The organism is Citrobacter sp. Cy070 (assembly GCF_030332245.1).
In the GTDB taxonomy this organism is placed as follows: Bacteria; Pseudomonadota; Gammaproteobacteria; order Enterobacterales; family Enterobacteriaceae; genus Citrobacter; species Citrobacter youngae.
The window spans coordinates 25,057-51,507 of the sequence record NZ_JAOWIG010000089.1; the positions used below are offsets into that span (position 1 = coordinate 25,057).

Below are 26,451 nucleotides of genomic sequence, written 5' to 3' on the forward strand. Positions count from 1 at the left end.
TGAATATGGCCCGCTTAGGGCCATCTTTTCGTATCAGGAATGATGTATGTTCAATTCAGAGAATTTTATTGCCGTGGATTGGGGCTCCAGCAACCTGCGCATTTGGGTCTATCAACAGAATCAATGTGTCTGGCAACACGCCGATCAGAATGGTGTACTCAAGCATAATCCTGACGCATTCAAAGATACCTGGCTAACACTGCTAAGTTTGTGTCCGCAGCCATTAAGCAAAGATACAACCGTCATAATGAGCGGTATGGTGGGCAGTAATATCGGTTGGGTAGATAGCCACTATTTGCGTTGCCCAACCCCGTTAAGCGCATTATCGCAGCATCTGACAGCGGTTGAGGATGCGGGTCCTTTTCCCACTTTCATCGTACCGGGTCTGCAAATTGCTGGACCGAAAACCTACAACGTCATGCGTGGAGAGGAAACGCAACTTTTTGGCACCCTGACTGATGACCTCTGGTACGTCTTCCCTGGGACACACAGCAAATGGGTTCAGGTGCAAGAGGGTATCGTCTGCGATTTTCAAACTATCATGACCGGCGAGTTTTTTCATTTGCTCTCCCACTATTCCATAGTGGGAAAAAATGCCGGGGAACAAAACACGAACATTCAGGCTTTTTTAGACGGAGCCGAACGTGGCTGGAATGAAACGTGTTTATCCCGCAGCGTATTTGACCTCAGAGCTCGAATACTCAGCCATTCCTTGCCACCCGACACGCTATACGAATCTCTCTCAGGATTACTGATTGGCCACGAAATCGCGCAAATGCTACAGCATTACGCCATTAACACCGGGGAAGAAGTCGTTTTGGTAGGCAATGAAGATTTGCTCAGCCGCTATCAAAGTTTGTTTCATCATTTCGGTTATCGCTGTCGTCTGTGCAATGGTGAAAAAGCATTTATTAATGGTATCAGGAGACTTTTACATGAATAGCCGTAACCCTTTGGTCGCCATTCTGCGCGGAGTGAAGCCTGATGAGGTGCTGGCTCATATTGACGCGCTGATCACAGCTGGCTTCAGCACAATAGAAATACCGCTGAATTCTCCAGACTGGAAAAGCAGTATTGCTTTGGCCGTGGAGCATTATGGCCAGACGATAAAAATCGGTGCAGGGACGGTTACTCATGTCGCGGATATCAGCACTCTCTCTTCACTTGGATGCGCATTTATCCTTACACCCAACACCGATCCGGAATTAATTGATGCCGCCAAAGCGGCCCACATGAAAACCTGCATCGGTTGCCACACAGCCAGCGAAGCATTTCTTGCACTCAGGCACGGCGCAGATGGACTGAAAATTTTCCCTGCGGGAGAACTGGGACCGAATTACATCCGGGCATTAAAAGCGGTTTTACCTCCTCAAACACCTTTATATGCCGTAGGCGGAATTCGCCCTGACAATCTGTCTCATTACCTGAATGCAGGTTGTTACAGTGCCGGATTAGGCAGCGATCTTTATCGCATTGGGCAATCTGTCCACCAAACTGCAACAAATGCGAAGTTATTTGTTGAGGCTTATAACAGCTACTGTCAGCATAATGGGGCATAAAAAAGCCCGCCATTAAGGCGGGCAAAAGTTACCAATGCACACTTAACTTAAGCGACTTTCAATTGTTGAATCTTTTTCTCGCGACGAATTTTACGTTCTTCAAACACGGCCACGATGGCCATCAGGCAGATACAACCGATGGCGGCGGTGTCCAGCGCGGCGAAGGTTCCGGCCCAGCCGGTGAGGCCGAAAATCGGCGTGCCGTCGGCAATCATCCCCAGACCCAGCTTGGCGAAGCTGTCACCAATCAGATAGGCGAAAGTACCTTTAATCCCATCGGCGGCGCCGATCGCTTTTTTCGGTACAAATCCGACTGCCGCAACGCCGATTAACAGCTGCGGACCAAACACCAGGAAGCCCAGCGCAAACAGCGACGCCAGATAGACATACTGGTTGCTGGCGTGCTGATAAACGCCCAGTGTCGCAATGATTAATGCCAGCGCCACGCAGGCCACCAGCGCCCGGCGACCATTCGCCAGATCGGAGAGCCAGCCCCACAGCAGCGTGCCGACCAGCGCGCCCACTTCAAAGAGAGTAAAGCCCTGAATCGCCACTTCTTTGGAGAGCTTCAGCTCCTGGAAAGCGTAGACGGTGGACCACTGGTCAATACCGATACGCACCACCAATATTCAAACCCCAACCACTATCGGTTGGGGTTTTTTCTTATGTGCTCCCGCCAGACCCCGCGAACATGCGCGGAACGCTGAGTAGGTTTGCGGACTTCGACAGTCAGGCCTGCTGCCCACCTCTGGCCACCTGGCGCTCTCTCCGGGCCATTCCTCTCTCTTTTCTGTCCGCCTCAAAACCGCCCGAAGTCCGCAGGCGTCACACCTGCGGCCTATGTAAATCAATGGCTTGCGCGTTGATTTATCAAGCGGTTGTTTTTTGGCATCGGTAAGCGAAGGCGATATGAATCGTCCTTGGCGGGTAGCAGTGCTTGCAGTTTGTCAGAAACTCGACTATATTTTCGTACATGAAAACGACCCGCAATACTGCCGAGCTGATTCGTCAGCGCATTGAGGAGATGCCGGTCGGGGAGCCTTTTACCCCGACGGTGCTTCTGGAGTGCGGTACCCGTGCATCCGTTGATCAGAATCTGTCGCGCCTGGTCAAGGCGGGGACGATCGAACGTGTGACGCGCGGTGTCTTCGTGCGCCCCGAGGTCAGTCGTTTTGTCGGCAAGGTGATGCCCGAGCCACTGAAGGTGGCCGAGACCGTTGCTAAAACAACTGGCGCGGTCATTCAGGTTCACGGCGCTGAAGCCGCCCGTCGGCTTGAACTGACCACACAGGTTCCAACGCAGTCAGTCTTCGTGACCTCTGGTCCGTCAAAGCGAATCCGCGTGGGTAATATGGAGATTCGTCTGCAGCACGTCTGCCAACGCAAGCTTGCCCTGGCTGGCCGCCCGGCAGGCCTTGCTCTTTCAGCTATGTGGTACCTCGGCAAAACGGAAGTGACACCTGCCCTTGTCGAAAAGATTCGGCGCAAGCTGGGCACGAGCGAATTCGAGGTTCTGAAGTCGGCGACTTCCTCAATGCCGGCGTGGATGAGCGATGCCATTTTCCAAAACGAACGGACGGCAGCTCATGCCTGAAGCCTTCCTGCACCTCAACGCTCAAGAGCAGTCCCAGATCTATCGGGCGCTGGCACCGCAAATGGCGCGCTCGCCAGTGGTACTGGAAAAGGATGTGTGGGTCTGCTGGGTGCTGCAGGCCCTGTTCACCATGCCCGGTCGGCTGCCCATGGCCTTCAAAGGCGGCACTTCCCTGTCCAAGGTATTCGGCGCCATTGCCCGTTTTTCCGAGGATGTTGATATCACGCTCGACTACCGGGGTCTTGACGGCTCTTTCGACCCATTTGCCGAGGGTGTGTCCAAGACGAGGCTGAAGAAATTCAGCGACGACCTCAAGTCTTTCGTGCGCGACCATGCCTTCGATGTTGTGGCGCCGCACATCCAGAAGATTCTTTCAGCTGAGTTTGATAGCAACGCCGCTGCGTTCCGGCTCGAACTCAGCGAGAACGGCGAGCAGATGCGCCTGCATTACCCCAGTGTGCTGGAAACGCCGGGGGACTATGTGGGCAACAGCGTCTTGATCGAGTTTGGTGGCCGCAACATCACCGAGCCGAATGCCGAACACATCGTCGAGCCGGATATCACGCCGCACGTAACCAGCCTGGCATTTCCGCGCTCAACAGTGAGCGTCTTGTCCCCGGCCCGCACATTCTGGGAAAAAGCGACGTTGATGCACGTCGAATGTCAGCGCAACGAGTTCCGCGCCAGTGCCGAGCGCCTGTCACGCCACTGGTATGACTTGGCCATGTTGGCCGAACATGATCATGGCCAGGTCGCCATAGAGGATCGCGCCCTGCTGGCAGACGTGGTGAAACACAAGAAGGTCTTCTACAACGCGAGCTACGCCAACTACGATGCCTGCTTGACCGGTCAGCTCAGGCTTATCCCGGAAGATGCTGTGCTTGCCGCCCTGCGTGATGACTTTCAGCGCATGATTGGCGCCGGCATGTTCATCGGTGAGCCGCCAACTTTTGACGCCATCGTCGATCGCCTTCGCGCCTTGGAAGCAGCCATTAATGAGCGCTGATTTGATCAATCCCACCGGTGTCGATGTCGGCGGTTTGCAGGTCGACGACCCTGCCATTCAAGGTTTTCTTGCCTTGTTGGAGACTGATATTCAGACAGGACGGCACCTGTCGAGCCTGTCCGACAGCCTCGCACAAGCCATGCTAGACAAATCGATGGAGTCTGTGGACCTTCTTGCAGATATTGAGGGTAACGTGGCGCTCTGATCCAGCGCCACAGATGCGTTTCAGAGCGTACGGGCAGGATCTTCCTGCACTGACCAAATCTGCGCCCGCTGCTCATCCCACAGGAGCGGCGTGCCCGACGCGAGGTCAAACAGCGTCACTTCTGACGGCAGCGTTTCATCGAGAATGGCGGCCACTATGTCCGGTGCCAGCGTCGTGAGGTTGACCATCCGGCTCACGTACGCCCGATCCATACCCTCGCGCTCGGCAACCTCCGTCAGGTTTTCTGCTTCCCCGGACTCCAGCATCGCCAACCAGCGGTGGCCACGCGCCAGCGCCATTTGAATGGGCGTCGGTTTGTCGTTGATGGGCCTGGGCTTCAAGGTATTGCCGTCGGGAAGTCTCACCACCTTGCGACCGCCACGCCGCTTGATCTGGATCGGCACGGACAGGGTCAGCCGACCATCGCTGGTGCTGACCACATCCTGCTGGCCAGTCTTTTCGATGCGCACCTCCTTCATGCTGTCACCTCCGCTGCTTCCTTGGCCGGCTCGGGCCGCAACTCGAGCACCAGCCGCTCGATGCCGTTCGGTCGCAGCCGGACCTCGAGATCGGTGGGCGAGACGATCACCTTCTCGATCAGCAATTTGAAGATCCGGGTTTGCTCAGCGGGGAACAGTTGATCCCAGATCGCATCGATGCGCGTCATGGCGACCGTCACCTTGGCCTCGTCCAGTGACGGGTCCAGCTTCGCTGCGCGCGGTAGGATGTCGGCCAGCAAGTCCGGCGATCGCAAGATCGATCGCACCTGATCAAACACAGCGGCTTCCAGCTCGGCAGCTGGCAGGCGTGGCAACCCCGAGGCGCCGGCATGCTCCTTGGCATCGCGTTGGGGAATGTAATAGCGATACCGCCGGCCGTTGCTTTTTTTGACCGTGTGCCACGGTGACAAGGCTCGCCCATCGTTGCCGAAGACCATGCCCTTGAGCAGGAACGGCACCTTCGAGCGGGTGTTGTTGCCACGCACGCGGCTGTTGGTCGACAGGATCGCATGCGCTTTGTCCCACCACGCCTGCTCCACAATAGGAAGATGCTCCGCCGGGTACCACTGGTCCTTGTGGCGCAACTCGCCAAGGTAGGTCCGGTTGTGAAGCAGTGCGTACACGAGGGTCTTGTCGATCAGCTTGCCCTCGCGCACCCGACCGTCCTGCGTGGTCCATGATTTCGAGGTGACCCCGTCCAACCGCAGCTCCTTGACCAGCAAGGTGCTCGATCCCAATTCCACAAATCGCCGGAAAATGTGCTGGACCACCTTGGCTTCTGCCTTGTTGGGCACCAGACGCCGGTTCTCGACGTCATAGCCCAGCGGTGGAATGCCGCCCATCCACATGCCCTTTCGCTTGCTGGCTGCGATCTTGTCGCGGATGCGCTCGCCGGTGACCTCCCGTTCAAACTGGGCAAAGGAAAGCAGGATGTTCAACATCAAGCGGCCCATGGACGTGGTCGTGTTGAACTGCTGGGTGACGGAGACAAAAGACACCCCGTGTCGCTCGAACACATCGACCATCTTGGAAAAGTCGGTGAGGCTTCGCGTCAGCCGGTCGATTTTGTAGATCACCACCACGTCAATCAGCCCAGCCTCAATGTCGGCCATGAGCCGCTTCAGGGCAGGCCGTTCCATGTTCCCGCCGGAAAACGCCGGGTCGTCATAGTCATCAGCCACCGGAATCCAACCCTCGGCCCGCTGGCTGACAATATAGGCATGGCCGGCGTCACGCTGCGCGTCGATGGAGTTGTATTCCTGATCCAGCCCTTCGTCAGTGGATTTGCGCGTATAGACGGCGCAGCGCATCCGGCGCTTGAGAACTTCGCTCATCGATGACCTCCCTTGCGGGCTGACTTCTTGGGCCGGACGTTGGTCTTCAGGCCAAAGAACACCGGCCCCGACCACCGGGTGCCGGTGATCTCACGCGCCAGTTGCGACAGGCTCGTGTAGGGTTGGCCAGCGTGTAGAAAAGTCCCGTCGGCCTGGACTAGCACTTCGTGTTCAACGCCCTGGTAATGGCGGCAGAGCACCGTACCCGGGGTCAGCGCGTAATCGGCCGAACGGGTCTGTGATTTCTGCTTGCCGATTTCCAGCAGGTTGTCGATACGACGCTGATTGCGCTCAAGCAGATTGCGGTCGGTCTTGCGGCATTCGATGATCTGCAGTTTGTAGGCAATTCGGCGCTCGAGAAACTGCCGGTTGTGCGTCGGGGTGTCCCCTCCGAACAGGCGCCGCCATAGCGACTTGATCTCCGGCATGCCCAGCTTGGGCAGGTTGGAAATTTGCGCCACGACGGTGTCGGGCGTAGGGGCAATAGTGATTCGAGGTTTCATTCAGGGCTCCATCGATGGGTTGTTGTCGATGTCTGAATGAACGCTCTGTTCGACCGGAAAGCCAAGTACAAACGGCGTCTCTTGTGGCGTATTTGCGGACTTGGCGAAATCGGGCTGGCGCAAGCGGCAAAGCCCGGCGGCCAAGAGGCCGGCGAGCTCGGCGCAGCGCTGCTCCGCCGTCATTCGTTCGGGTGGGAGGGTGTTGATCTGCAGCATTGGTAGTAGTCCTTATTTGTCAAAATCACATGAAGTGAAATTGTCCGGATGGACTGCCACCCACGCCATGAGGGAGTTTCGGATGCGTGCGGGCTGGTGCGGGCTATTGCGGAAAGCGGGTCCCGTTCAGCTCGACAAATGACGCGCCAGGATCGTACTCATAAGCGAGTTTCCGGGCTGCGCACCGGCGGTCATCGCCCGGATCTGCTCGTTGATGCGATGGGCAGGCACACCCGCGCCGGCGGCCGCCTGCATCACCGCCGCATACGCATCGAGTACATCACCGCCGGTGATCTCGTAACCGTGGCCGCGCGAGATCCAATGCAGTGCAGCCAGTCCCGCCGCCAGCGCGAAGTCCGACTGCTTCTCAGCGTAATCACGGGCGGCGCGCATCAGCGTGCGCGGATCGGTCGGGCTGCGCGTGGCCAACTCGATCGCCACATCGAACAGGCCCGCATCCTTGGCGGCAGCAAACCACTTACCTTCTGCGCCCGGCGTGCTGGCAATCAGGTCCCGAAGGATTTGCTCCGGCGGCACGCTGGGGTATTTCTTGGCGATGGCACGAAAGGTCGCCAGGTTCGTGGTGCCCTGGTTGGCCGCCACGCCATAGCGTCGGTAGGCATCAATGGCCAAACCTGAAGACAACAGGATGGCCTCGCAGGCTTGGGCGATCTGCCAGCCTGGGTCGTTGAGGCCGCGCGATTCCTCGGCGTAGCGAATCGCTTCAGCCTTCTTGCCCATCGCTGCCAGTGCCTGCACACCCCAGCGCCGGTCGTGCCACCACTTGAACCGCGCCTTGTCGATCAGGGTCAGCAACTCGTCATAGCGACCCGCCGCGAACAGCGCGGACAGGCAGGCACTGGTGCCCTTGAAAAATCCATGCCCCGATGCATTCTGGCTCCACACGCTTTCAACAACGGGCATGAACTCGTCGGCCCAGCGTGATGCCAGTTCTGGCGTCACGCACAGTTCGCCCCAGTAGTCGCCCAGCAGTTCGATGTAGGGCATCTCGTCGTCCTGCAGCGCTTGCCAAAGCCGCTCCAGCCAGCGTTGTCGCAGCTTTGGCTCGACGTCGGCCTTGACGATGATCGGCACGAGGGTATCGATGGCCTTGTTGACCGCCGAACCCAGTGCGCCCGATGAACTGTCCACCTGTTCCAGCGCCGGGGATAGTTTTTCCAGCAGGGTAATGGCACCTTCAGCCGCGAGCACAGGCTCCTTGCGAGCGACCTGCTTGATCTCCGATACGGCCTCCTTGATCCGCTGCACCGGCGTGTCAGACCGCCAGCCAAATGCATGACGGCGGAAACGGGAGGCGAATTGCCACTTGTGCGCGCTCATGATCGAACCGCCATTGGCTATCGCACCGGGTACTGGCCGTTGCGGATGAAACGGTCGTAGGTGTCTTCCTCCGGTTCCTCATCGTCGTGCCGCGCTTCCTGCCACTCGGCCTCGGGCAGCAATAGCAGTGTCAGCGTGTAGTCGTACTGGCCCGCAACCCGTGTCATCTCCGTGACCGGCATGCTGGCAGGTTCACGGGAAAACCAGGACTGGGCGCGCCCCGTCCGGATGTCGGCCGTGTCAAAGGCGTTGTAGCTGTGCGCCAGCGCATCGTGCGGCAGCTCGATGGTGTTTTTGCGCGTCGCGAAGTAGGCACCGGACCTGAGCGCCGCCTTGTTCGACTTGGCCCAGAGCATGTGATCGTCGCGGCTGGCCACGAGCACCGCTCGTTTGGGAGCGATCTCGGTCCAGCGCAGGGCGGCAGCTGTCAGCGATACCCCATAGCGGTCAGCACAGTGGCCGAGCAGATCGAAACTGACCGGTTGACCGTCCACCTGCCGCCGGAAATCGTCCAGCGGCATCAGCAAGGTCGAGGCGAACAGATCCGCCTCGGCCTCGATGTCGCGCTCGTTGTTGTCCCCCGTCTCGATGTCGTCGTCGCCGCATTCGAACAGGTCCTGCTGGTGACGGTGCAGGATGTAGTGGCCGAACTCATGCGCAATCGTGAAGCGCTTGCGGCCCTCCGACGGGGTGGCGCTGTTGAAGAGGACCAGCCACTTCGAGCGCGCCTTGTTGGCCTTCAGCAGACCATCGAAACCTTCCAGATCCTCGCCCCGAACCGTGTCGATCGGCGAGTCTGAAAAGCACTGGCGGGAATACTCCAGCGCCAGTTCGTCAATCTTGACCGGAAAGCGATCCGCACCGAGCACCGCATTGAGCATGGACGAGATGCGATTGGCCTCGGCCATGGGCTTTTTCGCGTCCGTCATTCATCTTCCCAGGCATCGAGGATCTTGCGGATCTTCTTTTTGTCCGGCTCGGACATGTTCTTGTACTTACGGAAGAAGGCCTCATCGAGCACTTCCTCATCCGGGGTGGTTGCCGACTCGGTCAGCAGGAACTCCGCGGTGACCTCGAGGACGGCTGCAATCTTGCCGATCTTCTCGGCCGATGGTTTCGGATCGTCTTTGTTTTCCAGCTCCCAGATGTAGCTCTTGCTGGAGTCGGTCAGTTCGGCCAACTGTTCCAGACTGAGCTTCTTTTGCTTCCGCAATGCGCGGATCTTGTCCCCCAGGGGCGATGGCACCGGTATTTCCTCATTTGTTGGCTTCAGTCCGAAAATAATACCACTGCGCCGAACGATTTCGTACCTGCTTGACAAACCCCTAACCGCTCCGCGACAATCTGAATCGTTCGGCACACCGAACGCCATCGGTCTGCACACCCCAACAAGAAGAAGGGGCCGTCGAGGCTGATACCAAGCCGATCCAAACCTTTGAGGGTATGTAGATGAACGATGCAGAAAACCTGAGCAAGCTCCTGGGCCACCTGCCGCCGGCGGTGTTCCGTGAATTCATGGTGGACGAATTCGGTCTGGCCATGCCGGCTGTGGACGCCAAGAAGCCCAAGAAAGAACAGCGGGAACAGATTGAGGCTGTGCTCGCGGCTCTTGGTGTGGGCGAGCGGCAACGGATCGAAGAAGTGGCCGAACGGATCGTGCTGCTGTCGGACGGCGCCGGCCAGGACGTCATCGACGGCTTCAAGGACGACATCTTCGATGACGCCGCCCGAGAAGCCTTCGCCGCGATCCCGAACCAGTACCAGCGCGCGCTGTGGCTGCACGTCAATGAGCCCGTAATCTTCGAGGAAGCCCTTAACGCCCGCCAGGCCGACGTGTTCCGGCAAAGCGCCGCCTGCTACTCGGGTTTCATGGCGCCCGCCAACCTGGCGGTGCTCGACGACGCGACGGCCAAGGCGGCGTTCCACCAAACCGTCGCCCAGCAACTCGGGTGCTCCGATGACGCGGTCGCGATCCAGATCTTCAAGCGTCTGCGGCCCGACACGCAGACCGGCGAGGACGTGGACCTCTACCAGATCAGCATCCACCACAACCGCCCGCCGGAAATCATCGACTGCGTGCAGGCTAGCGAACTGGTGCCACAAGAGGTGATCCGGGCGGTGTCATCGCACATCACTTATGAGCCGGCCAATGGACACCTGGAGGTGCTGTCGAAGGATACGGGTGGGCGCGAAGCGCTGGCCCGAATCGTGGCCGACTCCCTGCTGCAATCGCCCATCACCGGAGAGAAGATCCCGCTCAAGCAGTACGACTACCAGAGCCTGGCGGCGCCGCGAAACTTCGACTTGGCTGGCGAGCCCGTGGCCTATGTCAAGGTCGTCGAGCTCGGCTATTCCGCTGCAAACGGCCGCTCGCTTCTCGTGAAAATCTGGACCAAGGATAGCGACGACATCTACATCGCTGCTCGGTCGTTGATCAGCCCCACCTTCGACTTCCGCGATCACCACCTGAACTACGCCAAGCTGTCCATCAAGCTGAAAAAGGTTGGCAAGGACCGCGCGCGGACGATCACGGTGATCCTGCGTGACAACAACAAGTGCAACATCAAGACGAAGCGGGAAAAAGATCGGGCCCTGTGCGACCGCCTGCTGGCCAAATGGCATCTGGTGAAGGAGATCGGTCATGTCGTCGAAGCCCCTGCCGACGCAGTCGCTGCTTGAGCTGATCGACCTGTTCGAGCAGTCGGGACAGCCGATTCTCGATGGAGATGGACAGCGGCTTCATGGCGTCCCAGGGTGGAGCGCTTTCGGACGTACTTCCCTGACCGCCAAGGAGTTCGAACACTGGGCGGATTGCGTGGGCTATGCCGGGAGCTACCCAGCGCCACTCGGCGATGACCGCGTGCATGTCGACCTGGAGGAGGATGACCAGCCTGACCGCTATCGATATCGGTGCCCCGAGACTTTTCGATGGAAGTTCGTCCCGGCCGCAGAGATCGCAGTCTTCAGCGTCCGACCGCCGGCAATCCTGAACGTCGTCTGTGATCTTCTCGGTATCGCTCAGGCGCTGCGCAAGGGAATCGAGACGCCCTTGCTGGACGATTCACTGTGGCATCTTGGCAAGACCAGAGTGGGACCAGCACTGACAGACGTCTGGCTTGTTCGTGGGTTGGCGCGATCCGTCGAACAGGTGTTTCGGCATTTCAGCCAAACCAGTCTGCCTGATCAGGGCCTGATCTTGTCGTCAGGCGGTGTGCTGCCGCAGTTTGTCCGGCCGCCGCGTAGCTACCGATTCGCATCGCTACGAGCTGCAATCGTCGACTACGTCGCCGCGCCGTGCATCGACATGGATCTCCTGCATCGCATACTGGCTGCTCCGCCCGATGGCGTGATCCGCCCCGTGTTGCCGGTGCACTTCGACGAGTACACCAACACGCTGACCATCCGCACCAAGACCAAGCCATGGACGATCAAGGGCGAGCGTCAGGCTGCGGCAGTCCGCTACATGTTCGAGCAGGCTATCAACGACAGGTGGATTCTCTCAGCCGCTGAAATTCTCGACGCAGCCTATGCAGATAAGAAGACGGCGCGCAGTCAGCGCATGCAGAACCTGTTCAGTGGCAACACCGACTGGGAGGACTACATCGACAACCCTGAAAAGGGGAAGTATGGCTTCCGCCGAGATTGACCGGCCACCAGTTGGCAGCACCACGCACAACCGCCTTCGGGCGGTTTTTTGCTTTCTGGGCCCCGCTTTTCCCCGCAGAAGCTGCGCCCGTACATCAGCCCGTACATGGCTGCGGCAGACGCCCGCACAGGCCGACTTCGAAACTGACCTCACGAATTCGCAACAACCAGAAGGAGTGCATCGTGAGTGTCAAACATCTGAACCAAGGCCAACTGGCCGAACGCTGGGGAGTCAGCGAAGCCACGCTTGAGCGCTGGCGTTCCGAGGGAATCGGCCCGGTATTTCTGAAGCTGCAAGGTCGCGTCGCGTATCGCATCGAGGACATCGAAGCCTACGAGGCCGAGAGCCTGCGCAAGAGTACCTCCGAACGCGTCAATGCAGGAGGTGCACTGTGAACCGCATCTCCCCCGACGAAGTCCTGACCACCCCAGCCGGTGAACTGGCTGCGCTTGCCAGCGAATCGCTGTTCCAGCTCAAAAACGACGCGGCTGATCTTCTTGCCATGGCCAAGGCCATCGACCAGCACGTCGATCGCGCACTGGATCTCAAGTACGCCGACCGCGCCCATCAGCTGCGCTTGGCAGCCGGCAAAGACACCGGCGTCGTCCATTTCGACGACGGGCACGTCCGCATCACCGCCGATCTGCCCAAGAAAGTCGACTGGGACCAGAAGCGACTCGCCGAGATCACCCGGCGCATCGCCGCCAACGGTGACGACCCGTCCGAGTACGTGGAGATCAGCTACCGGATCTCGGAAACCAAGTTCAACGCGTGGCCCGAGTCGCTCAAGAGCGCCTTCGCCCCGGCACGCACCCTCAAGACCGGCAAGCCGGGCTTTCGTCTCGCTCTGCTTCAGGAGTAATCAAAATGAAAACCAAACCTACGCTGCTCGAACTGCTGCGCAAACAACCGGAGATGTACCTCCGGGATCTGCCCGAAACCATTCGCATCCCAGCGCTGGACGGCAACCGCCCCGACGAAGTCGTGCGTCGCCTTGAGGACGCCACGATCGATGACGTGGCATTCGCGATCCAGGGCCTGGAGTCTGAAACCCGCGTTATCCATCGGCGCCTGAGTGGTCTGCGCGACCTGTACGAAATGGCCCGCAAGCGTGGCGCGCTCGGTATGACCACCGTTGCTGACGCGTTCGCCAGCATCAGCACTGAGGAGGCCGGCAAATGAGCCTCCCCATCATTACTGCAGACCAGCGTCTGGCCGAGCGCCGTGGCGTGAAGGGTGTGCTCGTCGGCAAGAGCGGCATCGGCAAAACCTCGCAACTCTGGACGCTGAAACCCACGGCCACGCTGTTCTTTGATCTTGAGGCTGGTGATCTCGCGGTCGAGGGCTGGGCCGGCGACACGATCCGTCCGCGCACCTGGCAAGAGTGTCGTGATTTCGCGGTTTACATCGGCGGGCCGAACCCGGCGCTGCGCGACGACCAGCCGTTCAGCCAAGCCCACTTCGATGCTGTGTGTGCGCGCTTCGGCGATCCGGCCGTACTGGACAAGTACGACACCGTATTCGTCGACTCCATCACCGTGGCCGGACGCCTGTGCCTGCAATGGTGCAAGGGCCAGCCCCAGGCCTACTCCGAGAAGACCGGCAAACCCGACAGCCGGGGTGCATACGGACTGATGGGCCAGGAAATGATCGCCTGGCTGACCCACCTGCAGCACACGCGCGGCAAGAACGTCTGGTTCGTCGGCATCCTCGACGAACGCCTCGACGATTTCAATCGCCGGGTGTTCTCGCTGCAGATCGACGGCTCAAAAACCGGACTTGAACTGCCCGGCATCGTCGATGAGGTCGTCACCCTGGCCGAGCTGAAGGCCGATGACGGCGCCAGTTACCGCGCCTTCGTCTGCCACACGCTGAACGCATGGGGCTACCCCGCCAAGGACCGCTCCGGGCGACTCGATCCGATCGAGGAGCCACACCTCGGCCGCCTCATGGAAAAGATCGCCGGCCCGGCCAGACCCGCCACCGAACGCCTCGATTTCGCGCGCCCCGCGCCCGCTGCCATCCCCGAATCCACTTCGACTCAGGAGTCCTGATCATGACCTACTTCGATTTCAATTCCGCTTCCGAACAGACCTCTTTCGACCTGATCCCCAAGGGCACGCTGGTGCGTGTGCGCATGACCATCAAGCCGGGTGGCTTCGATGATCCGTCGCAGGGATGGACCGGCGGCTACGCCACCCGCAACGACAACACCGGCTCGGTCTACCTGAACTGCGAGTTCGTCGTGATGGAGGGTGAGTTCGCCCGTCGCAAGATGTGGTCGCTGATTGGCCTGCACAGCCCGAAAGGCCCTGAGTGGGCCAACATGGGCCGCACCTTCGTCAAGGCGATCCTCAACTCGGCGCGCGGTGTTCATCCTGGCGACAACAGTCCTGCCGCGCAGAACGCGCGCCGCATCAGCGGGTTTGCTGATCTCGATGGTATCGAGTTTCTCGGCAAGGTCGACTGGGACAAAGACCAGAACGGCCAGGACAAAAGCGTGATCAAGGCCGCGATCACGCCCGACCACAAGGACTACGCCGCCCTCATGGGTGGCGCGCAGGGAGCGGCGAAAGCGCCAGCACCCGCAAACGGGTTGAACGCGTATGCCCAGGCCACGGGCCGTGCCTCCGTGCCGGGTCGCCCGAGCTGGGCACAGTAAGGGGGGGCGCCGCCATGATGCTCCGCCCCCGCCAAGCCCTGCTGGTCGAGCGCTCTTTGGCGGCGCTCGCCCAACACGGCAACACCCTGTCTGTTGGCCCCACCGGGTCGGGCAAGACCATCATGCTGTCGGCTGTGGCCGGCAGCTTGTTGGCCGAGCCAGATGCCAAGGCCTGCATCCTCGCTCATCGCGATGAACTGACCGGCCAGAACCTATCCAAGTTTGCACGCGTGAATCCGGGCGTCAGCACCTCCGTGTTCGATGCCAAGGACAAATCCTGGTCCGGGCGCGCCACGTTCGCGATGGTGCAAACGCTGTCGCGCGACAACCATCTCGCTGCCATCCCGATCCTCGATCTGCTGGTGATCGATGAAGCGCATCACGCAGCCTCGGCCTCTTACCGCCGCGTAATCGACCGGGTGCTGGACAAAAACTCGCGCGCCCAGATCTTCGGGGTGACGGCGACGCCTGCCCGCAGTGACGGCAAGGGACTGCGGGAGGTCTTCAGCAACGTCGCGGATCAAATCACCCTCGGCGAGCTGATCGCCTCCGGCCACCTCGTGCCGCCACGCACCTTTGTTATCGATGTCGGCGCCCAGGAGCAGTTGACGCGGGTGCGTCGCACCGCCACTGACTTCGATATGACGGAAGTCGAGGCGATTCTCAACAAGACGCCGATCACCGATGCCGTGATCCGTCATTGGCGGGAGAAGGCTGGCGAGCGCAAGACGATCGTGTTCTGCTCGACCGTCGCCCATGCCGAATGCGTGCGCCAGGCCTTTCAGGATGCCGGGGTGTCTGCCGTGATCGTGCATGGCGAGCTCTCGGACGCAGAGCGAAAGGCACGCCTGGCCGAGTACGAATCCGGCAGCGCGCAGGTCGTGGTCAATGTGGCTGTGCTGACTGAAGGGTACGACTTTACGCCCACCTCCTGCGTGGTGCTGCTGCGACCCAGCTCGCACAAGTCCACGCTGACCCAAATGATCGGGCGTGGCCTGCGAACGATAGACCCAGCGGAGCATCCGGGCGTCATCAAGACCGATTGCGTGGTCCTGGACTTCGGCACCGCGACCTTGATGCACGGATCTCTGGAACAGGACGTCAATCTCGACGGGCACCAGCATCACGGCAAAGCGCCCACCAAGGACTGCCCGTCCTGTGACGCCACCGTCCCGCTCGGCTGCCGCGAATGCCCGCTGTGCGGATTCGTCTGGGAGAACGAGACCGCCGAGGAAGGTGATGCGCTGGCCGATTTCGTGATGACCGAGATCGATCTGCTCAAGCGCTCCAACTTCCGCTGGTGTGACCTGTTCGGCTGCGACGACGCACTGATGGCGACTGGGTTCAACGCCTGGGGTGGCGTGTTCTTCCTCAATGGGCGCTGGCATGCCGTGGGCGGCGGTAAGGATCTGCAGCCGCGCTTGTTGGCTGCCGGCGACCGCACGGTTTGCATGGCCAAAGCCGATGACTGGCTGAACGACCGCGAGTCGGCTGACTCCGCGCACAAGACCCGTCGTTGGCTGAACGAGCCGCCGACCGCGAAGCAACTCCAGTATCTGCCGCAGGCGCTGCGCGCCGACTTTGGCATGACGCGCTATCAGGCCTCGGCGCTGCTGTCCTTCCAGTTCAACAAGTCGTCGATTCAGCGCCTCGTGGTGGCTGCCAACGATGCCCACCGGGAGGCCGCGTGAAATGTGCGGTCTGCTCCCGAAAAGCCAAGGGCTTCGGCTACTTCAATCCACGCCTGCCGCGCAGCGATCCACGACGTTACTCGGACCGCTGGGTGTTCTGCTCCATGCGCTGCCAGAACGCGTTCTGCAAGCTCATGACGAAAACGGAGGGGCAAATGATCGATCCCAGTGAGATGGAGCTCGCCGCCATGGCGTCCTGCCTGGCGCCGCTTGGCGAGTATGTCGGCGCCATCGGTATGCAGCGACCACTGGCCGACTACAGCAAAGACGAAGTGCTGATGCTGATCGACGTGGTTGTGACGGCCTACCAGGAACACATGCTCGTCGAGCACGAGCGGATCGCGGAAAAGGACCGCGCCTTTCTTGAGGAGCGGCTTGCCCGCCAAGGCAAACCGGCTTCGACGGGAGTGCCGTTCTGATGCTGGATTTCAATCATCGTCCCAAGATCCATGAGCAGATCGGCGTGCTCATCGACGCTGCACTTAGCGCCGATCGTGACAAGCAACCCCGTCGCAACTATCTCGGTGCGTCTCGCTTGGGTGTTGCCTGCGAGCGCGCCCTGCAATACGAGTATCTGCAAACCCCTGTCGACCCGGGTCGAGAGATTCCCGGTCGCGTGCTGCGCATCTTCGAGGTGGGACACGCCCTCGAAGAGCTGGCCATCCGCTGGCTGCGTATGGCCGGATTCGATCTGTACACCCAAAAGGCCAGCGGAGGGCAGTTCGGCTTTTCCGTCGCAGGCGGCCGCATTCAAGGGCACGTCGACGGCGTCTTGAACGGCGGCCCCGCAGCGCTGGGCATGGCCTATCCCGCCCTGTGGGAGTGCAAGACCATGAATGACAAGTCCTGGCGGGACACGGTCAAGCACGGCGTCAGCAAATCCAAACCGGTCTATGCCGCTCAGATGGCCATCTATCAGGCCTACATGGAAGCCAGCATCCCGGGCATTTCCGCGAACCCGGCGTTGTTTACCGCGATCAACAAGGACTCCGAGGAGATCTGGTTCGAGCTGGTGCCGTTCGATGGCGGCCTGGCGCAGCGGATGTCCGATCGCGCGGTTCGTGTCATCACGGCGACCGACAGCCAGGAACTGTTGCCGCGCCATGCGACTACACCGACGCATGTCGAGTGCAAGTTCTGCCCCTGGCAGGACCGCTGTTGGGGTTCGACATGATGGCCGACAACATCATTTGGCTCGACTTCAATGACGCCCCCGAGCAGCGCGACGAACTGGCATCCGATACCGATGCGCTGCGTGCAGGGCTACTAGACCGGCTCGAAGCCGTTCTCCACTACCTGTTTCCGCAGGGGCGCATACGGGGTGGCAAGTTCACCATCGGCGATGTCGATGGCAACCCTGGCAAGAGTCTGGTGGTTGAACTCGACGGACCACGGCGCGGCCTGTGGAAAGACTTCTCCACCGACGAGGGCGGCGATGTCATCGATCTGTGGGCGCGCTCGCAGGGTCGCTCCGCCCGCAGCGACTTCCCCCGCATTGCTGGCGAGATCCGGCAGTGGCTGGGTCTTGCTACCCCGAACATCACGGCGATGCGCCGCGATGTTCGCAGCGTGCCGATGGACGACCTCGGTGCGTACACCGCCAAGTGGGACTACCTGTCATCCGAGGGCGAACTGATTGCCTGCGTCTACCGCTACGACCCACCGACCGGCAAGGAATACCGCCCCTGGGATGTTCGCGCCCGCATGTGGCGCGCCCCCGACCCCAGGCCGCTCTACAACCTCCCGGTCATCTCGAAGGCGCGAGAGGTCGTCCTGGTCGAAGGCGAGAAGTGTGCGGCTGCATTGATCGCTTGCGGCATTGTGGCCACCACCGCGATGAACGGCGCCAAGGCCCCGGTCGACAAAACCGACTGGCGACCGCTGTCCGGGAAATCGGTGGTCATCTGGCCGGACCGGGATGCACCCGGCTGGGACTACGCGGAGAGCGCGGCGCGTGCTTGCGTGACTGCGGGTAGCACGTCCGTGGCCATCCTGGTGCCGCCCACCGACAAGCCCGCCAAGTGGGACGCCGCCAACGCGGTCGACGAAGGGTTCGACTGCGCGGTATTTATCGCCCAGGGCGAACGCCGCGTGGTCAAGGCGGCGGCTCCCTCCCTGCCCACCTTCACGTTCGGCGAACTGCTCGACGACAACTCGCCGCTGCCACAGGATCTGATCTCTCCTCGCGTGCTGACGCCGGCAGGCATGTTGGTGTTCGGCGGTGCGCCCAAGGTCGGCAAGAGTGACTTCCTGTTGTCGTGGCTGGCGCACATGGCGGCCGGCGCTGCGTTTCTGGGCATGCAGCCACCCCGGCCACTGCGGGTGTTCTACCTGCAGGCCGAGGTCCAGTATCACTACCTGCGCGAGCGCGTGAAGGATGTCCGCCTGCCATCCCATCGGCTGCTGGACGCCCGCGCCAATTTCGTGGCCACACCGCAGTTGCGGCTTGTACTCGATGACGCGGGGCTGGCGCAAGTGATCCCGGCGATCATGAACGCCTTTGGCGGCGAGCCTCCCGACATCATCGCCATCGATCCTATCCGCAATGTGTTCGACGGCGGTGATGCCGGTGGCGAGAACGATAACGGCGCCATGCTGTTCTTCTTGTCGCAGCGGGTGGAGCGGATTCGCCAGGCGGTCAATCCAGACGCCGGGGTGATCCTCGCCCACCACACCAAAAAGCTCGGCAAGAAGCAGTTTGAGGAGGACCCGTTTCAGGCCTTGGCTGGTGCGGGAAGCCTGCGTGGTTATTACTCCACCGGGATGTTGCTGTTCCGGCCGGATGAAACGCGCACGCCCCGTCAGCTGATCTATGAGTTGCGCAACGGTGCCGGCATTCCGCTCAAGCACATCGACAAGGTTCAGGGTGAGTGGCGCGAGGTCGACGCCAACGAGCGGCTGGTGATGAAGGAATACGGCGAGCGGCTGGATGCGGAGCGTCGGCGTAAGCGCGACGCGATCCTGGAGATTCTGTTTCAGGAGGCCGCCAACGGACGATGCTACACCGCCAATCAGTTTGCCGAAGGCTTTGAAGGCAAGGCCGGGCTCGGTGGCGAGCGCACCATCCGGGAGCGGCTATCGGCCCTGGCGACCCAGGGCTACATCAAGTATTTCCGGAACGCGGCTGATTACGGTTTGCCGTCCTGCGGGCGCACCAAGTTCGGCTACCTGTGTGTGGAAGGCATGGCGTTGCAGATGGCCATCGGACCGCCTGATCCGGACACCGGGGAGGTCGTGATGCAGACACATCTCGTCCTGCCCACCCACTACAAATGCCCGCAATCGGGGGCCGCCATGCCGGTCGAGAACCCCGAGGTGTGGGTGTACCAAGACGATCTCAACGATACCCAGGAGCCCGCATGAATACGCATCGCCAAGTTGGCAAAAGTTCTGCCAACTGGAACCCACTTTTTGCCAACTGGATTCAGTTGGCAGACCCTTGCCAACTTCATTTCCATGTAAATCAACCACTTGAGCGCAAGTTGGCAAGTTGGCAAGTTGGAAACGCTGCCAACTTGCCAACTGACGAAAACCCGCATGGTTACTGGGTTTGCTCGGATTCTTCAGTTGGCGAAAACTCCCCCTCCTACTACGTAGGAGAGGGAACAGTGGTTCCCTCTCCCTCACGTAGGGAGGTTTCCTCCGATGGTTGTGGCAGGGATCTGAATCGGCGGGTGGTGCTGGCACTTGATCTCGGGACCACCACCGGCTGGGCACTGCTGACCCGGGAAGGTCACATTGCACACGGGTTTGCGAGTTTCCGACCCCAGCGCTTCGAGGGGGGTGGCATGCGGTTTCTGCGCTTCAAGCGCTGGTTGGGGGAACTCAAGACGATCGCCCAGGACATCCATGCGGTGTACTTCGAAGAGGTACGCCGTCATGCCGGGGTGGATGCCGCCCATGTCTACGGAGGCCTGATGGCCACGCTCACTACCTGGTGTGAGCACCAGAACATCGCCTATCTGGGCGTACCTGTCGGCACGATCAAAAAGCACGCCACCGGCAAAGGCAATGCGGGCAAAGCCGAGGTCATCGCAGCCATGCGTGCCCTGGGCCACCCGGTCACCGATGACAACGAGGCCGATGCCCTGGCCTTGTTGCACTGGGCCATCGCGACGCAGGAGGCCTGGCCATGAAAACACCGACACCTCACTACCGCTGCCCCCTGGGGCGCCTGCAGCCCCAGTCGCCCGATCTGGACGCGATCAAGCAAAGCGGCTGGCAGGAGCAGCGCATCCTGGTCGTGCATGCCGATGACAGCCGCCTGGACTTTCTTGAGCAGGAGATCGTTCGGCGCATTGGCCAGCGTCTTTACGGAGGGTCTCGCCATGGCTAAGTGGACGATCGAGGATGTGGCTTTGCGCTTCAGTCAGGCGGCCGATGTAGCCCGACGTCTGCCCGCGGTTCGAGTCCAAGGGTATTTCAACTGCTGGCCGACGATCAAACGCGCCGAACATGAAGACCTGGGTGCGGATGACCGGCCCACGGTCTATTTCCCGCCCAGCCCGGAGTCGGTTGATCGGATGCTGGAGGTGATGCGTTGGGTGCTTTGGCTGGAAGAAGAGCAACGGCACCTGGTGTGGATGCGCGCCAAGCGCTACGGCTGGCGTGAAATCGGTATCCGCTTTGCCTGTGACCGCAGTACCGCCTGGCGACGCTGGCAGATGGCCCTGGCCAAGGTGGCGCTGCACCTCAATCTGGAAGATCGGTCATGAAATTGCATGAAATCGCCAGCGGCTTACAAGGTCTGCGCAGACCTGCGTAGCGGTGCGGGTTGAACCCGAAATCAGGCGTGCAACATATCCGCCGGATTGGCGTAGTATTTCAGCTATCTTCTGGACAGAGGTGCGAGGCAGCCGCACACCCTGATTTGGATACTACCTAACCCCACGAACCCGCCCTGAGCACCATGCTCTTGGCGGGTTTATCATTTCAAGGCTCCCAGACCATCGTGCAAATCGAAAACCGTCCGATCGAGGCGTTGATTCCTTACGCCCGTAACAGCCGCACGCACTCGGATGCCCAAGTAGCACAGATCGCGGCATCCATCCGCGAGTTTGGCTGGACCAACCCGGTGCTGGTCGATGGCAGCAACGGCATCATTGCTGGTCACGGCCGCGTCCTGGCGGCACGCAAGCTGGGCTTCGATCAGGTGCCGGTCATCGAACTGGCGCACCTGACCGAGTCGCAAAAGCGCGCCTATGTGCTGGCGGACAACAAGCTGGCTGAGAACGCCGGCTGGGATGATGAGTTGCTGCGCATCGAACTGGAGGCCTTGCAGGCTGCCGGGTTCGATCTGTCTCTGACAGGCTTTGCCGATGATGAACTGGCTGCTCTGATGGCCGAGTTGGCCGGCAACGAGGGGTTGACCGACGATGACGCAGTACCGGAGGTCACCGACGACCCCGTAAGCCAACCAGGGGATGTGTGGCTGCTGGGTGAGCATCGTCTGCTGTGTGGCGATGCCACGGACCCCTTGGCACTGGAGACCCTGATGGGCAGCGATCTGGCCGACATGGCGTTTACCGATCCGCCCTACAACGTCAACTACGCCAACACCGCCAAGGACAAGCAGCGCGGCACTCACCGGCCCATCCTTAATGACAACCTGGGTGAAGGCTTTGCCGGATTTCTGTCGGCGGCCTGCGCCAACCTGCTGGCCTATAGCAAGGGTGCGGTTTACATCGCCATGAGCTCCAGCGAGCTTGACACCCTGCAGCTGGCGTTTCGCGGCGCGGGTGGCAAGTGGTCCACCTTCATCATCTGGGCCAAGAACACCTTTACACTGGGTCGCGCCGACTACCAACGCCAATACGAACCCATCCTGTATGGCTGGCGTGATGGCGTCGATCACTTCTGGTGTGGTGACCGTGACCAGGGCGATGTCTGGTTCATCAACAAGCCGGTCAAGAACGATCTGCACCCGACCATGAAGCCGGTGGAACTGGTCGAGCGGGCCATTCGCAACAGCAGCAAAACGCGGGACATCGTGCTCGACCTGTTTGGCGGCTCCGGCACGACCCTGATTGCCGCCGAGAAAACTCAGCGCCGCGCACGGCTGGTGGAGCTTGATCCCAAGTACGTCGATGTGATCGTCAAGCGGTGGCAGGATTACACGGGGAAACAAGCAACACGTCTCCAAGATGGGACGTCATTCGTCGAATGCCCAGCTCAGGTGAAGAAAATGGAGATGGCTGTCAGTACAGCTGAGCCGACAAGGCAATAGATTCCGGCTCTGACCCACGATCCCGACAATCGGTTGGCAGTCGCAATGCGTTCGTCCAGTCCCCGAAAGACGTAAATATCGCCTGACTGAACTACAGATTCGATTGACGTAGAAAGCGCGTTCAGTGCAAGGCGCATCTCCGATAAAACTCGATTCAGGCTGTAGGCCAGAATGGTTCCGCCAACCAAACCCAAGATCGAAGCCAACAGCTGAATTGTTTTCGCATCCATAAAACCACCTCAAAGGTGAAAGCGTAGCCCATCGCTTGAAACTCAGTCAGTGTGGTCGATCCGGTAAACGCGTTGGCCATGGTCATCCTTGCTGGAGATCAGTGTCAGGCCCAACTTCTTCTTGAAGGCACCGGCAAAGGTGCCGCGCACCGTGTGTGGTTGCCAGCCCGTGGCCTCAACGATCTGGCTGATGGTGGCGCCTTCCGGGCGCTGGAGCATGGCGATGATCTGCGCCTGCTTGGTGTTCCCCCGGGTGCGTGGCGCGGCTTTGATCGGTTCGATCGAAGCCGTTGGCACCGCCAGTCCCAGCGTCTCGTAAGCCAGGTCAGTGACCCGGTGGGTTTTGCCATCGATTTGAATCAGGCCCTGTCGCAGCAGGCTGCCCAACACCTTGTCACGAGCACCGCCCTTGAGGTTGTCTGGAAACCAGCTCAGTCGGCCATCGGACGACTGGATGGCGGTGTTGAGAATCAGGGTCTGGGTGTCGGTCAGTTTCATGGTCATCTCCTTGTGACGGATCGGGGTGCGTTGAATTGGGGTGGGCTTACTCGGCGTACTCGCCTTGCCAGAAGTAGGCATCGGTCACTTCCTTGAGGGCGGTGACGTAGCGCGTCACGTCACCCACATGGCCCCAGGTCACCGCATCGGGGCTGACCCCAAAGTGGTCATCGCGCATCTGTTGCAGCCGCTGGAGCAAGACGTCGAATTCGCCGGCCTTGGCGATAAAGCTGTCCAGGGCGGTGGGCTTGGCGGTCTGGGTGGTCATGGTTCGGTCCTTTTTGCGGGTGGGTGATCGTGTCTGTATGAACGCTTCATTCGGCCGGCGTAGCAACTCGTTTCTGCGGGGTTTGGCGAGGTTTCTTGCCGGCCTGCTGGCCTGCCTCAAAAGCCGCCTGCAGCGCGGCTTTGATGTTCCAGACCGCCAGGTCATGGAAATCCAGCCGGTCGCTGTTACGCGTGTCCAGGGTCTCGAGCCCGAGGATGGTTTGGGCGATGTGATCGAGCGTCGGGTGGGTCATGGTGTGGGCTCCGGTTGATTGCGATGACCGTATGAACGCTTCATTTCCGGAAGAAGCCAAGTTGAATCTGGACGATGTCGCATCAATCCCACGCAGTGACATGCAGTGGCTCGCAGCGCTTCGCTATTTCATTGCCGGGGACCCTGGCGATCTTGGCCAGTGCGGGGCGGCGGACCCGCGAGATTTGCGCAGGCACAGGCCGCGTTACGGTTTCGCTTCGCGGCCTTGTTCAAGGCGCCACAGGGCCTGGCCGTGAACCGAGACGAAATGTGTGGCATCGGTGTTTCGCTTGACGGCGAAATGTCGGCGCTGCCGGCCCAACTTTGATTTCACCTTTGCTCACGAGCCACTTTGCATGGCAACTGCCCCCATCGAATCGCTGGCCAAGCTGCTGGATCTCACCCCGCGCCGGGTGCAGCAGTTAGCTAAGGAAGGCGTGATCCCCAAGCCGGCGACGCGCGGGCAGTACGACATCATCCCGTCGGTAGTGGCCTACATCCGCCACCTGCGGGCGGTGGCCAGCGGCGACGGCGGTGATCTCCTGACTGAAAAAACCCGCCTCGCCCGAGCCCAGGCCGAAAAAACCGAAGTCGAGATCGCTCGCCTCAAGGGCGTGCTGGTGCCCGCTGAGGAGGTTGAGCGCGCCTGGGCCAGCATGATCGCCGCCGCCCGGGCCAAGTTATTGACCCTGCCGGTGCGCGCCACTCCGTTGGTGCTGCCGCTTTCTGAGGAGTCGGCCATTGAACGGCTGCTGACGGACATGGTGATGGAGGCCTTGTCGGAACTTGCTGAGGCCGCCCTTGACGATGATCCAGACCTTGCTAACCCGGGTGCGCTCGCTGTGGCGGCCACCCCCGACGATGACGGTGAGCCAATGGGCTGACACGCATCTTTACCTCTCACCCGAGGACAGTGCGGAGTCCGGCAAGTACCTGAGCGATCGTGCCCCGTATCAGCGCGGCATCATGGATGCGTTCAGCGAGCCCGGGGTCGAAGAGGTCGTCATGATGTCCTCGGCGCAGGTGGGCAAGACGCTGATCCTGAAGTCCTTGATTGGCTATTTCATTGATCTCGACCCGTCGCCGATCCTGGTCGTGCAGCCCACCATCGAGATGGGGGAGACCTTCTCCAAGGATCGTCTGGCGCCGATGATCCGCGACACCCCGGCGCTGGTCGGCAAGGTGCGCGACGCCAAGAGCCGCGACTCGGGCAACACGATTCTCAAGAAAAACTTCCCCGGCGGGCACCTTACGATCGCCGGGGCCAACAGCGCAGCGAGCTTGTCCAGCCGCCCGATTCGGGTCTTGCTCTGCGACGAAGTCGATCGCTACCCACCGTCGGCCGGCACCGAAGGTGATCCGGTCAACCTGGCCCGCAAGCGTACCGCCACTTACCGCGCGCGCAAGAAAGTGGCGCTGGTGTCCACGCCGACCCTCAAGGGGCACAGCCGGATCGAGCGCGCCTGGTTGCAGTCGGACCAGCGACGCTACTTCGTGCCGTGCCCCCATTGCGGCCACCGGCATGTGCTGGAGTGGGCCAATGTGCTGGTCAATGAAGCGGACTTGGCGCAAACATCGCTGGTCTGCCCGTCTTGCGGTGCCCTGATCCGCGACAGCGACCGGCCGCTGATGCTCGCGCAGGGGCAATGGATAGCCCAGTGCCCGCAACACCCGATTCCCGGGTTTCATCTGAATGAGCTCTATTCGCCCTGGCGCAAGCTCTCGGAGATCGCCAGCGATTTCCTGCGCGCCCGAGGCAACCCCGAAGAAGAAAAGACCTGGTGGAACACCGCCATGGGGCTGCCCTTCGAAAGCGTGGGCGAGCGAGCCAGTGCCGAACTGCTGGCCCAGCAGCGCGAAGCGTACGGACCGGACCACCTGCCAGCAGGCGTGCTGACCGTCACCGCAGGGGTGGACACGCAAAAGGATCGACTGGAAATCGAGCTCGTGGGCTGGGGTGCGGGTGAAGAGTCTTGGGGTGTCGAGCACATCGTGCTGCACGGCAACCCGGCGGAACCCGCGCTGTGGCAGCAACTGGATGGCTTGTTGATCACCACCCGCCTGCCCACCGAGGACGGTCGGGCACTGCGCATCGCGGCCTGCTGTATCGACTCAGGCGGCCACCATGTGCAGCAGGTGTATGAGTTCGCCACCCCGCGCGCGGCGCGCAACGTCTGGGCGGTCAAAGGCCAGTTCGGCCCGCGCCCAGTCTGGCCCAAGCGGCAGACGAAGTCCAAAAAATACCGGGGCCACACGGTGCGCCTGATCGGTGTCGACACTGCCAAGGACGCCATTTACGCGCGCTGGCAGGTTGCGTCAGGTAAACCTGGCTACTGCCACTTTCCGATGTCGTATGACGATGAATGGTTCGAGCAGGCCACTGTCGAAAAACGCGTGACCCGCATCGATGCCCGAGGCAATGAGATGCGCGCCTGGCAGAAACCCTCCGGGGCGCGCAACGAAGCGCTGGACTGCCGTGTGTATGCCTATGCCGCGCTGCAGGGACTCAAGATCGAGCGCCGCTTGGTGCTGGCCAAACTGGCTGGCGCAGTCATCGAAGGCGAGCGCATGACATCACAACACGAGCCCGTCGTCGCCACGCCCAACGAGGGCTCGCCTCGACTGAGGCAATCGCCGGCGCCTGCTGCCGGAACCCACCAATCACCAGCCCGTCGGGTCGCGGCATCCGCCTATCTGCGCCGACGCTGAGCATCAAGGAA

The 26,451-nt window shown here is 60.8% G+C and carries 32 protein-coding genes and 1 pseudogene; 22 read left to right on the plus strand and 11 right to left on the minus strand.

Annotated elements, in window-relative coordinates; genetic code table 11:
• Positions 1-46 precede the first annotated feature (46 nt).
• Positions 47-943, plus strand: coding sequence for a 2-dehydro-3-deoxygalactonokinase (locus OGY19_RS19885; protein ID WP_115601266.1), 897 nt, complete (start codon positions 47-49; stop codon positions 941-943).
• Positions 936-1,559 (plus strand): 2-dehydro-3-deoxy-6-phosphogalactonate aldolase, encoded by a 624-nt coding sequence (locus OGY19_RS19890; protein WP_115601265.1) that lies wholly within the window; start codon positions 936-938, stop codon positions 1,557-1,559. The genes OGY19_RS19885 and OGY19_RS19890 overlap by 8 nt, the downstream gene beginning before the upstream one ends.
• Positions 1,560-1,606: 47 nt before the next feature.
• On the opposite strand, the pseudogene uhpT reads toward OGY19_RS19890, so the two are convergent.
• Positions 1,607-2,188, minus strand: a pseudogene (uhpT, locus tag OGY19_RS19895) (hexose-6-phosphate:phosphate antiporter); the annotation flags it as partial.
• Between the two features lie 344 nt (positions 2,189-2,532).
• Here uhpT and OGY19_RS19900 point away from each other — a divergent pair.
• From OGY19_RS19900 to OGY19_RS19910, 3 genes are read left to right on the plus strand one after another with little or no spacing between them, the layout of a single operon-like run.
• Complete coding sequence (locus tag OGY19_RS19900) at positions 2,533-3,153, plus strand: DUF6088 family protein (protein ID WP_153429411.1); 621 nt, start codon at positions 2,533-2,535, stop codon at positions 3,151-3,153.
• Entirely contained in the window at positions 3,113-4,159 is a 1,047-nt protein-coding gene (locus OGY19_RS19905; protein ID WP_249414721.1) for a nucleotidyl transferase AbiEii/AbiGii toxin family protein, read from the plus strand. The genes OGY19_RS19900 and OGY19_RS19905 overlap by 41 nt, the downstream gene beginning before the upstream one ends.
• Positions 4,149-4,364 carry a hypothetical protein gene (locus tag OGY19_RS19910; protein WP_153429415.1) on the plus strand — a complete coding sequence of 72 codons (216 nt, stop codon included), beginning with the start codon at positions 4,149-4,151 and terminating at the stop codon, positions 4,362-4,364. The genes OGY19_RS19905 and OGY19_RS19910 overlap by 11 nt, the downstream gene beginning before the upstream one ends.
• Before the next feature lie 20 nt (positions 4,365-4,384).
• On the opposite strand, the gene OGY19_RS19915 is transcribed toward OGY19_RS19910, so the two are convergent.
• From OGY19_RS19915 to OGY19_RS19945, 7 genes are all read right to left on the minus strand, one after another.
• The gene (locus tag OGY19_RS19915) at positions 4,385-4,843 is read right to left on the minus strand and encodes a ParB/RepB/Spo0J family partition protein (RefSeq protein ID WP_153429417.1); all 459 of its coding nucleotides are present in this window, start codon (positions 4,841-4,843) and stop codon (positions 4,385-4,387) included.
• The gene (locus OGY19_RS19920; protein ID WP_181519194.1) at positions 4,840-6,198 is read right to left on the minus strand and encodes a recombinase family protein; all 1,359 of its coding nucleotides are present in this window, start codon (positions 6,196-6,198) and stop codon (positions 4,840-4,842) included. The genes OGY19_RS19915 and OGY19_RS19920 overlap by 4 nt, the downstream gene beginning before the upstream one ends.
• Positions 6,195-6,701, minus strand: a complete 507-nt coding sequence (locus OGY19_RS19925; protein ID WP_153429421.1) for a DUF2924 domain-containing protein — start codon at positions 6,699-6,701, stop codon at positions 6,195-6,197. Before OGY19_RS19925 ends, OGY19_RS19920 begins: the two co-directional genes overlap by 4 nt.
• Entirely contained in the window at positions 6,702-6,917 is a 216-nt protein-coding gene (locus OGY19_RS19930; RefSeq protein ID WP_153429423.1) for a hypothetical protein, read from the minus strand.
• 126 nt (positions 6,918-7,043) lie between these two features.
• Entirely contained in the window at positions 7,044-8,258 is a 1,215-nt protein-coding gene (locus OGY19_RS19935) for a hypothetical protein (RefSeq protein ID WP_153429425.1), read from the minus strand.
• A gap of 17 nt (positions 8,259-8,275) precedes the next feature.
• Positions 8,276-9,187 (minus strand): ImmA/IrrE family metallo-endopeptidase, encoded by a 912-nt coding sequence (locus tag OGY19_RS19940; protein ID WP_153429427.1) that lies wholly within the window; start codon positions 9,185-9,187, stop codon positions 8,276-8,278.
• Positions 9,184-9,504, minus strand: coding sequence for a helix-turn-helix domain-containing protein (locus OGY19_RS19945; RefSeq protein ID WP_202324372.1), 321 nt, complete (start codon positions 9,502-9,504; stop codon positions 9,184-9,186). The genes OGY19_RS19940 and OGY19_RS19945 overlap by 4 nt, the downstream gene beginning before the upstream one ends.
• Before the next feature lie 203 nt (positions 9,505-9,707).
• On the opposite strand from OGY19_RS19945, the gene OGY19_RS19950 reads away from it, so the two are divergent.
• The 15 genes from OGY19_RS19950 (at position 9,708) to OGY19_RS20020 (ending at position 22,483) form a co-directional block, all read left to right on the plus strand.
• Complete coding sequence (locus tag OGY19_RS19950) at positions 9,708-10,937, plus strand: hypothetical protein (RefSeq protein WP_153429429.1); 1,230 nt, start codon at positions 9,708-9,710, stop codon at positions 10,935-10,937.
• The gene (locus tag OGY19_RS19955) at positions 10,900-11,904 is read left to right on the plus strand and encodes a hypothetical protein (RefSeq protein ID WP_153429431.1); all 1,005 of its coding nucleotides are present in this window, start codon (positions 10,900-10,902) and stop codon (positions 11,902-11,904) included. The genes OGY19_RS19950 and OGY19_RS19955 overlap by 38 nt, the downstream gene beginning before the upstream one ends.
• 182 nt (positions 11,905-12,086) lie before the next feature.
• Positions 12,087-12,299, plus strand: coding sequence for a helix-turn-helix transcriptional regulator (locus OGY19_RS19960; RefSeq protein WP_077144371.1), 213 nt, complete (start codon positions 12,087-12,089; stop codon positions 12,297-12,299).
• Positions 12,296-12,766 (plus strand): hypothetical protein, encoded by a 471-nt coding sequence (locus OGY19_RS19965; RefSeq protein WP_250127323.1) that lies wholly within the window; start codon positions 12,296-12,298, stop codon positions 12,764-12,766. Before OGY19_RS19960 ends, OGY19_RS19965 begins: the two co-directional genes overlap by 4 nt.
• Before the next feature lie 5 nt (positions 12,767-12,771).
• Positions 12,772-13,086 carry a hypothetical protein gene (locus OGY19_RS19970; protein WP_153429433.1) on the plus strand — a complete coding sequence of 105 codons (315 nt, stop codon included), beginning with the start codon at positions 12,772-12,774 and terminating at the stop codon, positions 13,084-13,086.
• Positions 13,083-13,958, plus strand: a complete 876-nt coding sequence (locus tag OGY19_RS19975) for an ATP-binding protein (protein WP_256074285.1) — start codon at positions 13,083-13,085, stop codon at positions 13,956-13,958. Before OGY19_RS19970 ends, OGY19_RS19975 begins: the two co-directional genes overlap by 4 nt.
• Before the next feature lie 2 nt (positions 13,959-13,960).
• The gene (locus OGY19_RS19980) at positions 13,961-14,566 is read left to right on the plus strand and encodes a hypothetical protein (RefSeq protein WP_202324367.1); all 606 of its coding nucleotides are present in this window, start codon (positions 13,961-13,963) and stop codon (positions 14,564-14,566) included.
• Between the two features lie 14 nt (positions 14,567-14,580).
• Positions 14,581-16,257, plus strand: coding sequence for a DEAD/DEAH box helicase (locus OGY19_RS19985; RefSeq protein WP_202324366.1), 1,677 nt, complete (start codon positions 14,581-14,583; stop codon positions 16,255-16,257).
• Complete coding sequence (locus OGY19_RS19990; protein ID WP_202324364.1) at positions 16,254-16,676, plus strand: DUF6511 domain-containing protein; 423 nt, start codon at positions 16,254-16,256, stop codon at positions 16,674-16,676. The genes OGY19_RS19985 and OGY19_RS19990 overlap by 4 nt, the downstream gene beginning before the upstream one ends.
• Positions 16,676-17,431, plus strand: a complete 756-nt coding sequence (locus tag OGY19_RS19995; RefSeq protein ID WP_286597079.1) for a PD-(D/E)XK nuclease family protein — start codon at positions 16,676-16,678, stop codon at positions 17,429-17,431. Before OGY19_RS19990 ends, OGY19_RS19995 begins: the two co-directional genes overlap by 1 nt.
• Positions 17,428-19,620, plus strand: coding sequence for an AAA family ATPase (locus OGY19_RS20000; protein ID WP_286597081.1), 2,193 nt, complete (start codon positions 17,428-17,430; stop codon positions 19,618-19,620). The genes OGY19_RS19995 and OGY19_RS20000 overlap by 4 nt, the downstream gene beginning before the upstream one ends.
• Positions 19,617-20,393, plus strand: a complete 777-nt coding sequence (locus tag OGY19_RS20005) for a crossover junction endodeoxyribonuclease RuvC (protein ID WP_244857387.1) — start codon at positions 19,617-19,619, stop codon at positions 20,391-20,393. Before OGY19_RS20000 ends, OGY19_RS20005 begins: the two co-directional genes overlap by 4 nt.
• Positions 20,390-20,593 (plus strand): hypothetical protein, encoded by a 204-nt coding sequence (locus tag OGY19_RS20010; protein WP_043221801.1) that lies wholly within the window; start codon positions 20,390-20,392, stop codon positions 20,591-20,593. The genes OGY19_RS20005 and OGY19_RS20010 overlap by 4 nt, the downstream gene beginning before the upstream one ends.
• Positions 20,586-20,972, plus strand: coding sequence for a DUF6362 family protein (locus tag OGY19_RS20015; RefSeq protein WP_202324360.1), 387 nt, complete (start codon positions 20,586-20,588; stop codon positions 20,970-20,972). Before OGY19_RS20010 ends, OGY19_RS20015 begins: the two co-directional genes overlap by 8 nt.
• A gap of 236 nt (positions 20,973-21,208) precedes the next feature.
• Complete coding sequence (locus OGY19_RS20020; protein WP_235366375.1) at positions 21,209-22,483, plus strand: site-specific DNA-methyltransferase; 1,275 nt, start codon at positions 21,209-21,211, stop codon at positions 22,481-22,483.
• Positions 22,484-22,755: 272 nt separating this feature from the next.
• Here OGY19_RS20020 and OGY19_RS20025 read toward each other — a convergent pair whose 3' ends face one another.
• Genes OGY19_RS20025 through OGY19_RS20035 form a run of 3 tightly spaced genes read right to left on the minus strand, consistent with a single transcriptional unit; the run spans position 22,756 to position 23,732 of the window.
• Positions 22,756-23,211, minus strand: a complete 456-nt coding sequence (locus tag OGY19_RS20025; protein ID WP_202324358.1) for a DUF3489 domain-containing protein — start codon at positions 23,209-23,211, stop codon at positions 22,756-22,758.
• A gap of 46 nt (positions 23,212-23,257) precedes the next feature.
• The gene (locus tag OGY19_RS20030) at positions 23,258-23,479 is read right to left on the minus strand and encodes a hypothetical protein (protein WP_043221806.1); all 222 of its coding nucleotides are present in this window, start codon (positions 23,477-23,479) and stop codon (positions 23,258-23,260) included.
• A 46-nt stretch (positions 23,480-23,525) separates the two neighbouring features.
• Positions 23,526-23,732 (minus strand): DUF6900 domain-containing protein, encoded by a 207-nt coding sequence (locus OGY19_RS20035; protein ID WP_043221808.1) that lies wholly within the window; start codon positions 23,730-23,732, stop codon positions 23,526-23,528.
• A 355-nt stretch (positions 23,733-24,087) separates the two neighbouring features.
• On the opposite strand from OGY19_RS20035, the gene OGY19_RS20040 reads away from it, so the two are divergent.
• Positions 24,088-24,615: a terminase small subunit, Nu1 gene (locus OGY19_RS20040; RefSeq protein WP_153429463.1), complete on the plus strand. Its 528-nt coding sequence runs from the start codon at positions 24,088-24,090 to the stop codon at positions 24,613-24,615.
• Positions 24,539-26,440, plus strand: coding sequence for a phage terminase large subunit family protein (locus OGY19_RS20045; protein ID WP_202324356.1), 1,902 nt, complete (start codon positions 24,539-24,541; stop codon positions 26,438-26,440). Before OGY19_RS20040 ends, OGY19_RS20045 begins: the two co-directional genes overlap by 77 nt.
• Positions 26,441-26,451: the final 11 nt, after the last annotated feature.

Bases quoted from the DNA above. Each gene is read 5' to 3' on its own strand.
- OGY19_RS19885 (WP_115601266.1), top strand. From the start codon at position 47: ATGTTCAATTCAGAGAATTTTATTGCCGTGGATTGGGGCTCCAGCAAC.
- OGY19_RS19890 (WP_115601265.1), top strand. From the start codon at position 936: ATGAATAGCCGTAACCCTTTGGTCGCCATTCTGCGCGGAGTGAAGCCT.
- OGY19_RS19900 (WP_153429411.1), top strand. From the start codon at position 2,533: ATGAAAACGACCCGCAATACTGCCGAGCTGATTCGTCAGCGCATTGAG.
- OGY19_RS19905 (WP_249414721.1), top strand. From the start codon at position 3,113: ATGCCATTTTCCAAAACGAACGGACGGCAGCTCATGCCTGAAGCCTTC.
- OGY19_RS19910 (WP_153429415.1), top strand. From the start codon at position 4,149: ATGAGCGCTGATTTGATCAATCCCACCGGTGTCGATGTCGGCGGTTTG.
- OGY19_RS19915 (WP_153429417.1), bottom strand. From the start codon at position 4,843: ATGAAGGAGGTGCGCATCGAAAAGACTGGCCAGCAGGATGTGGTCAGC.
- OGY19_RS19920 (WP_181519194.1), bottom strand. From the start codon at position 6,198: ATGAGCGAAGTTCTCAAGCGCCGGATGCGCTGCGCCGTCTATACGCGC.
- OGY19_RS19925 (WP_153429421.1), bottom strand. From the start codon at position 6,701: ATGAAACCTCGAATCACTATTGCCCCTACGCCCGACACCGTCGTGGCG.
- OGY19_RS19930 (WP_153429423.1), bottom strand. From the start codon at position 6,917: ATGCTGCAGATCAACACCCTCCCACCCGAACGAATGACGGCGGAGCAG.
- OGY19_RS19935 (WP_153429425.1), bottom strand. From the start codon at position 8,258: ATGAGCGCGCACAAGTGGCAATTCGCCTCCCGTTTCCGCCGTCATGCA.
- OGY19_RS19940 (WP_153429427.1), bottom strand. From the start codon at position 9,187: ATGACGGACGCGAAAAAGCCCATGGCCGAGGCCAATCGCATCTCGTCC.
- OGY19_RS19950 (WP_153429429.1), top strand. From the start codon at position 9,708: ATGAACGATGCAGAAAACCTGAGCAAGCTCCTGGGCCACCTGCCGCCG.
- OGY19_RS19955 (WP_153429431.1), top strand. From the start codon at position 10,900: ATGTCGTCGAAGCCCCTGCCGACGCAGTCGCTGCTTGAGCTGATCGAC.
- OGY19_RS19970 (WP_153429433.1), top strand. From the start codon at position 12,772: ATGAAAACCAAACCTACGCTGCTCGAACTGCTGCGCAAACAACCGGAG.
- OGY19_RS19975 (WP_256074285.1), top strand. From the start codon at position 13,083: ATGAGCCTCCCCATCATTACTGCAGACCAGCGTCTGGCCGAGCGCCGT.
- OGY19_RS19980 (WP_202324367.1), top strand. From the start codon at position 13,961: ATGACCTACTTCGATTTCAATTCCGCTTCCGAACAGACCTCTTTCGAC.
- OGY19_RS19985 (WP_202324366.1), top strand. From the start codon at position 14,581: ATGATGCTCCGCCCCCGCCAAGCCCTGCTGGTCGAGCGCTCTTTGGCG.
- OGY19_RS19995 (WP_286597079.1), top strand. From the start codon at position 16,676: ATGCTGGATTTCAATCATCGTCCCAAGATCCATGAGCAGATCGGCGTG.
- OGY19_RS20000 (WP_286597081.1), top strand. From the start codon at position 17,428: ATGATGGCCGACAACATCATTTGGCTCGACTTCAATGACGCCCCCGAG.
- OGY19_RS20005 (WP_244857387.1), top strand. From the start codon at position 19,617: ATGAATACGCATCGCCAAGTTGGCAAAAGTTCTGCCAACTGGAACCCA.
- OGY19_RS20010 (WP_043221801.1), top strand. From the start codon at position 20,390: ATGAAAACACCGACACCTCACTACCGCTGCCCCCTGGGGCGCCTGCAG.
- OGY19_RS20015 (WP_202324360.1), top strand. From the start codon at position 20,586: ATGGCTAAGTGGACGATCGAGGATGTGGCTTTGCGCTTCAGTCAGGCG.
- OGY19_RS20025 (WP_202324358.1), bottom strand. From the start codon at position 23,211: ATGAAACTGACCGACACCCAGACCCTGATTCTCAACACCGCCATCCAG.
- OGY19_RS20030 (WP_043221806.1), bottom strand. From the start codon at position 23,479: ATGACCACCCAGACCGCCAAGCCCACCGCCCTGGACAGCTTTATCGCC.
- OGY19_RS20035 (WP_043221808.1), bottom strand. From the start codon at position 23,732: ATGACCCACCCGACGCTCGATCACATCGCCCAAACCATCCTCGGGCTC.
- OGY19_RS20040 (WP_153429463.1), top strand. From the start codon at position 24,088: ATGGCAACTGCCCCCATCGAATCGCTGGCCAAGCTGCTGGATCTCACC.
- OGY19_RS20045 (WP_202324356.1), top strand. From the start codon at position 24,539: ATGATCCAGACCTTGCTAACCCGGGTGCGCTCGCTGTGGCGGCCACCC.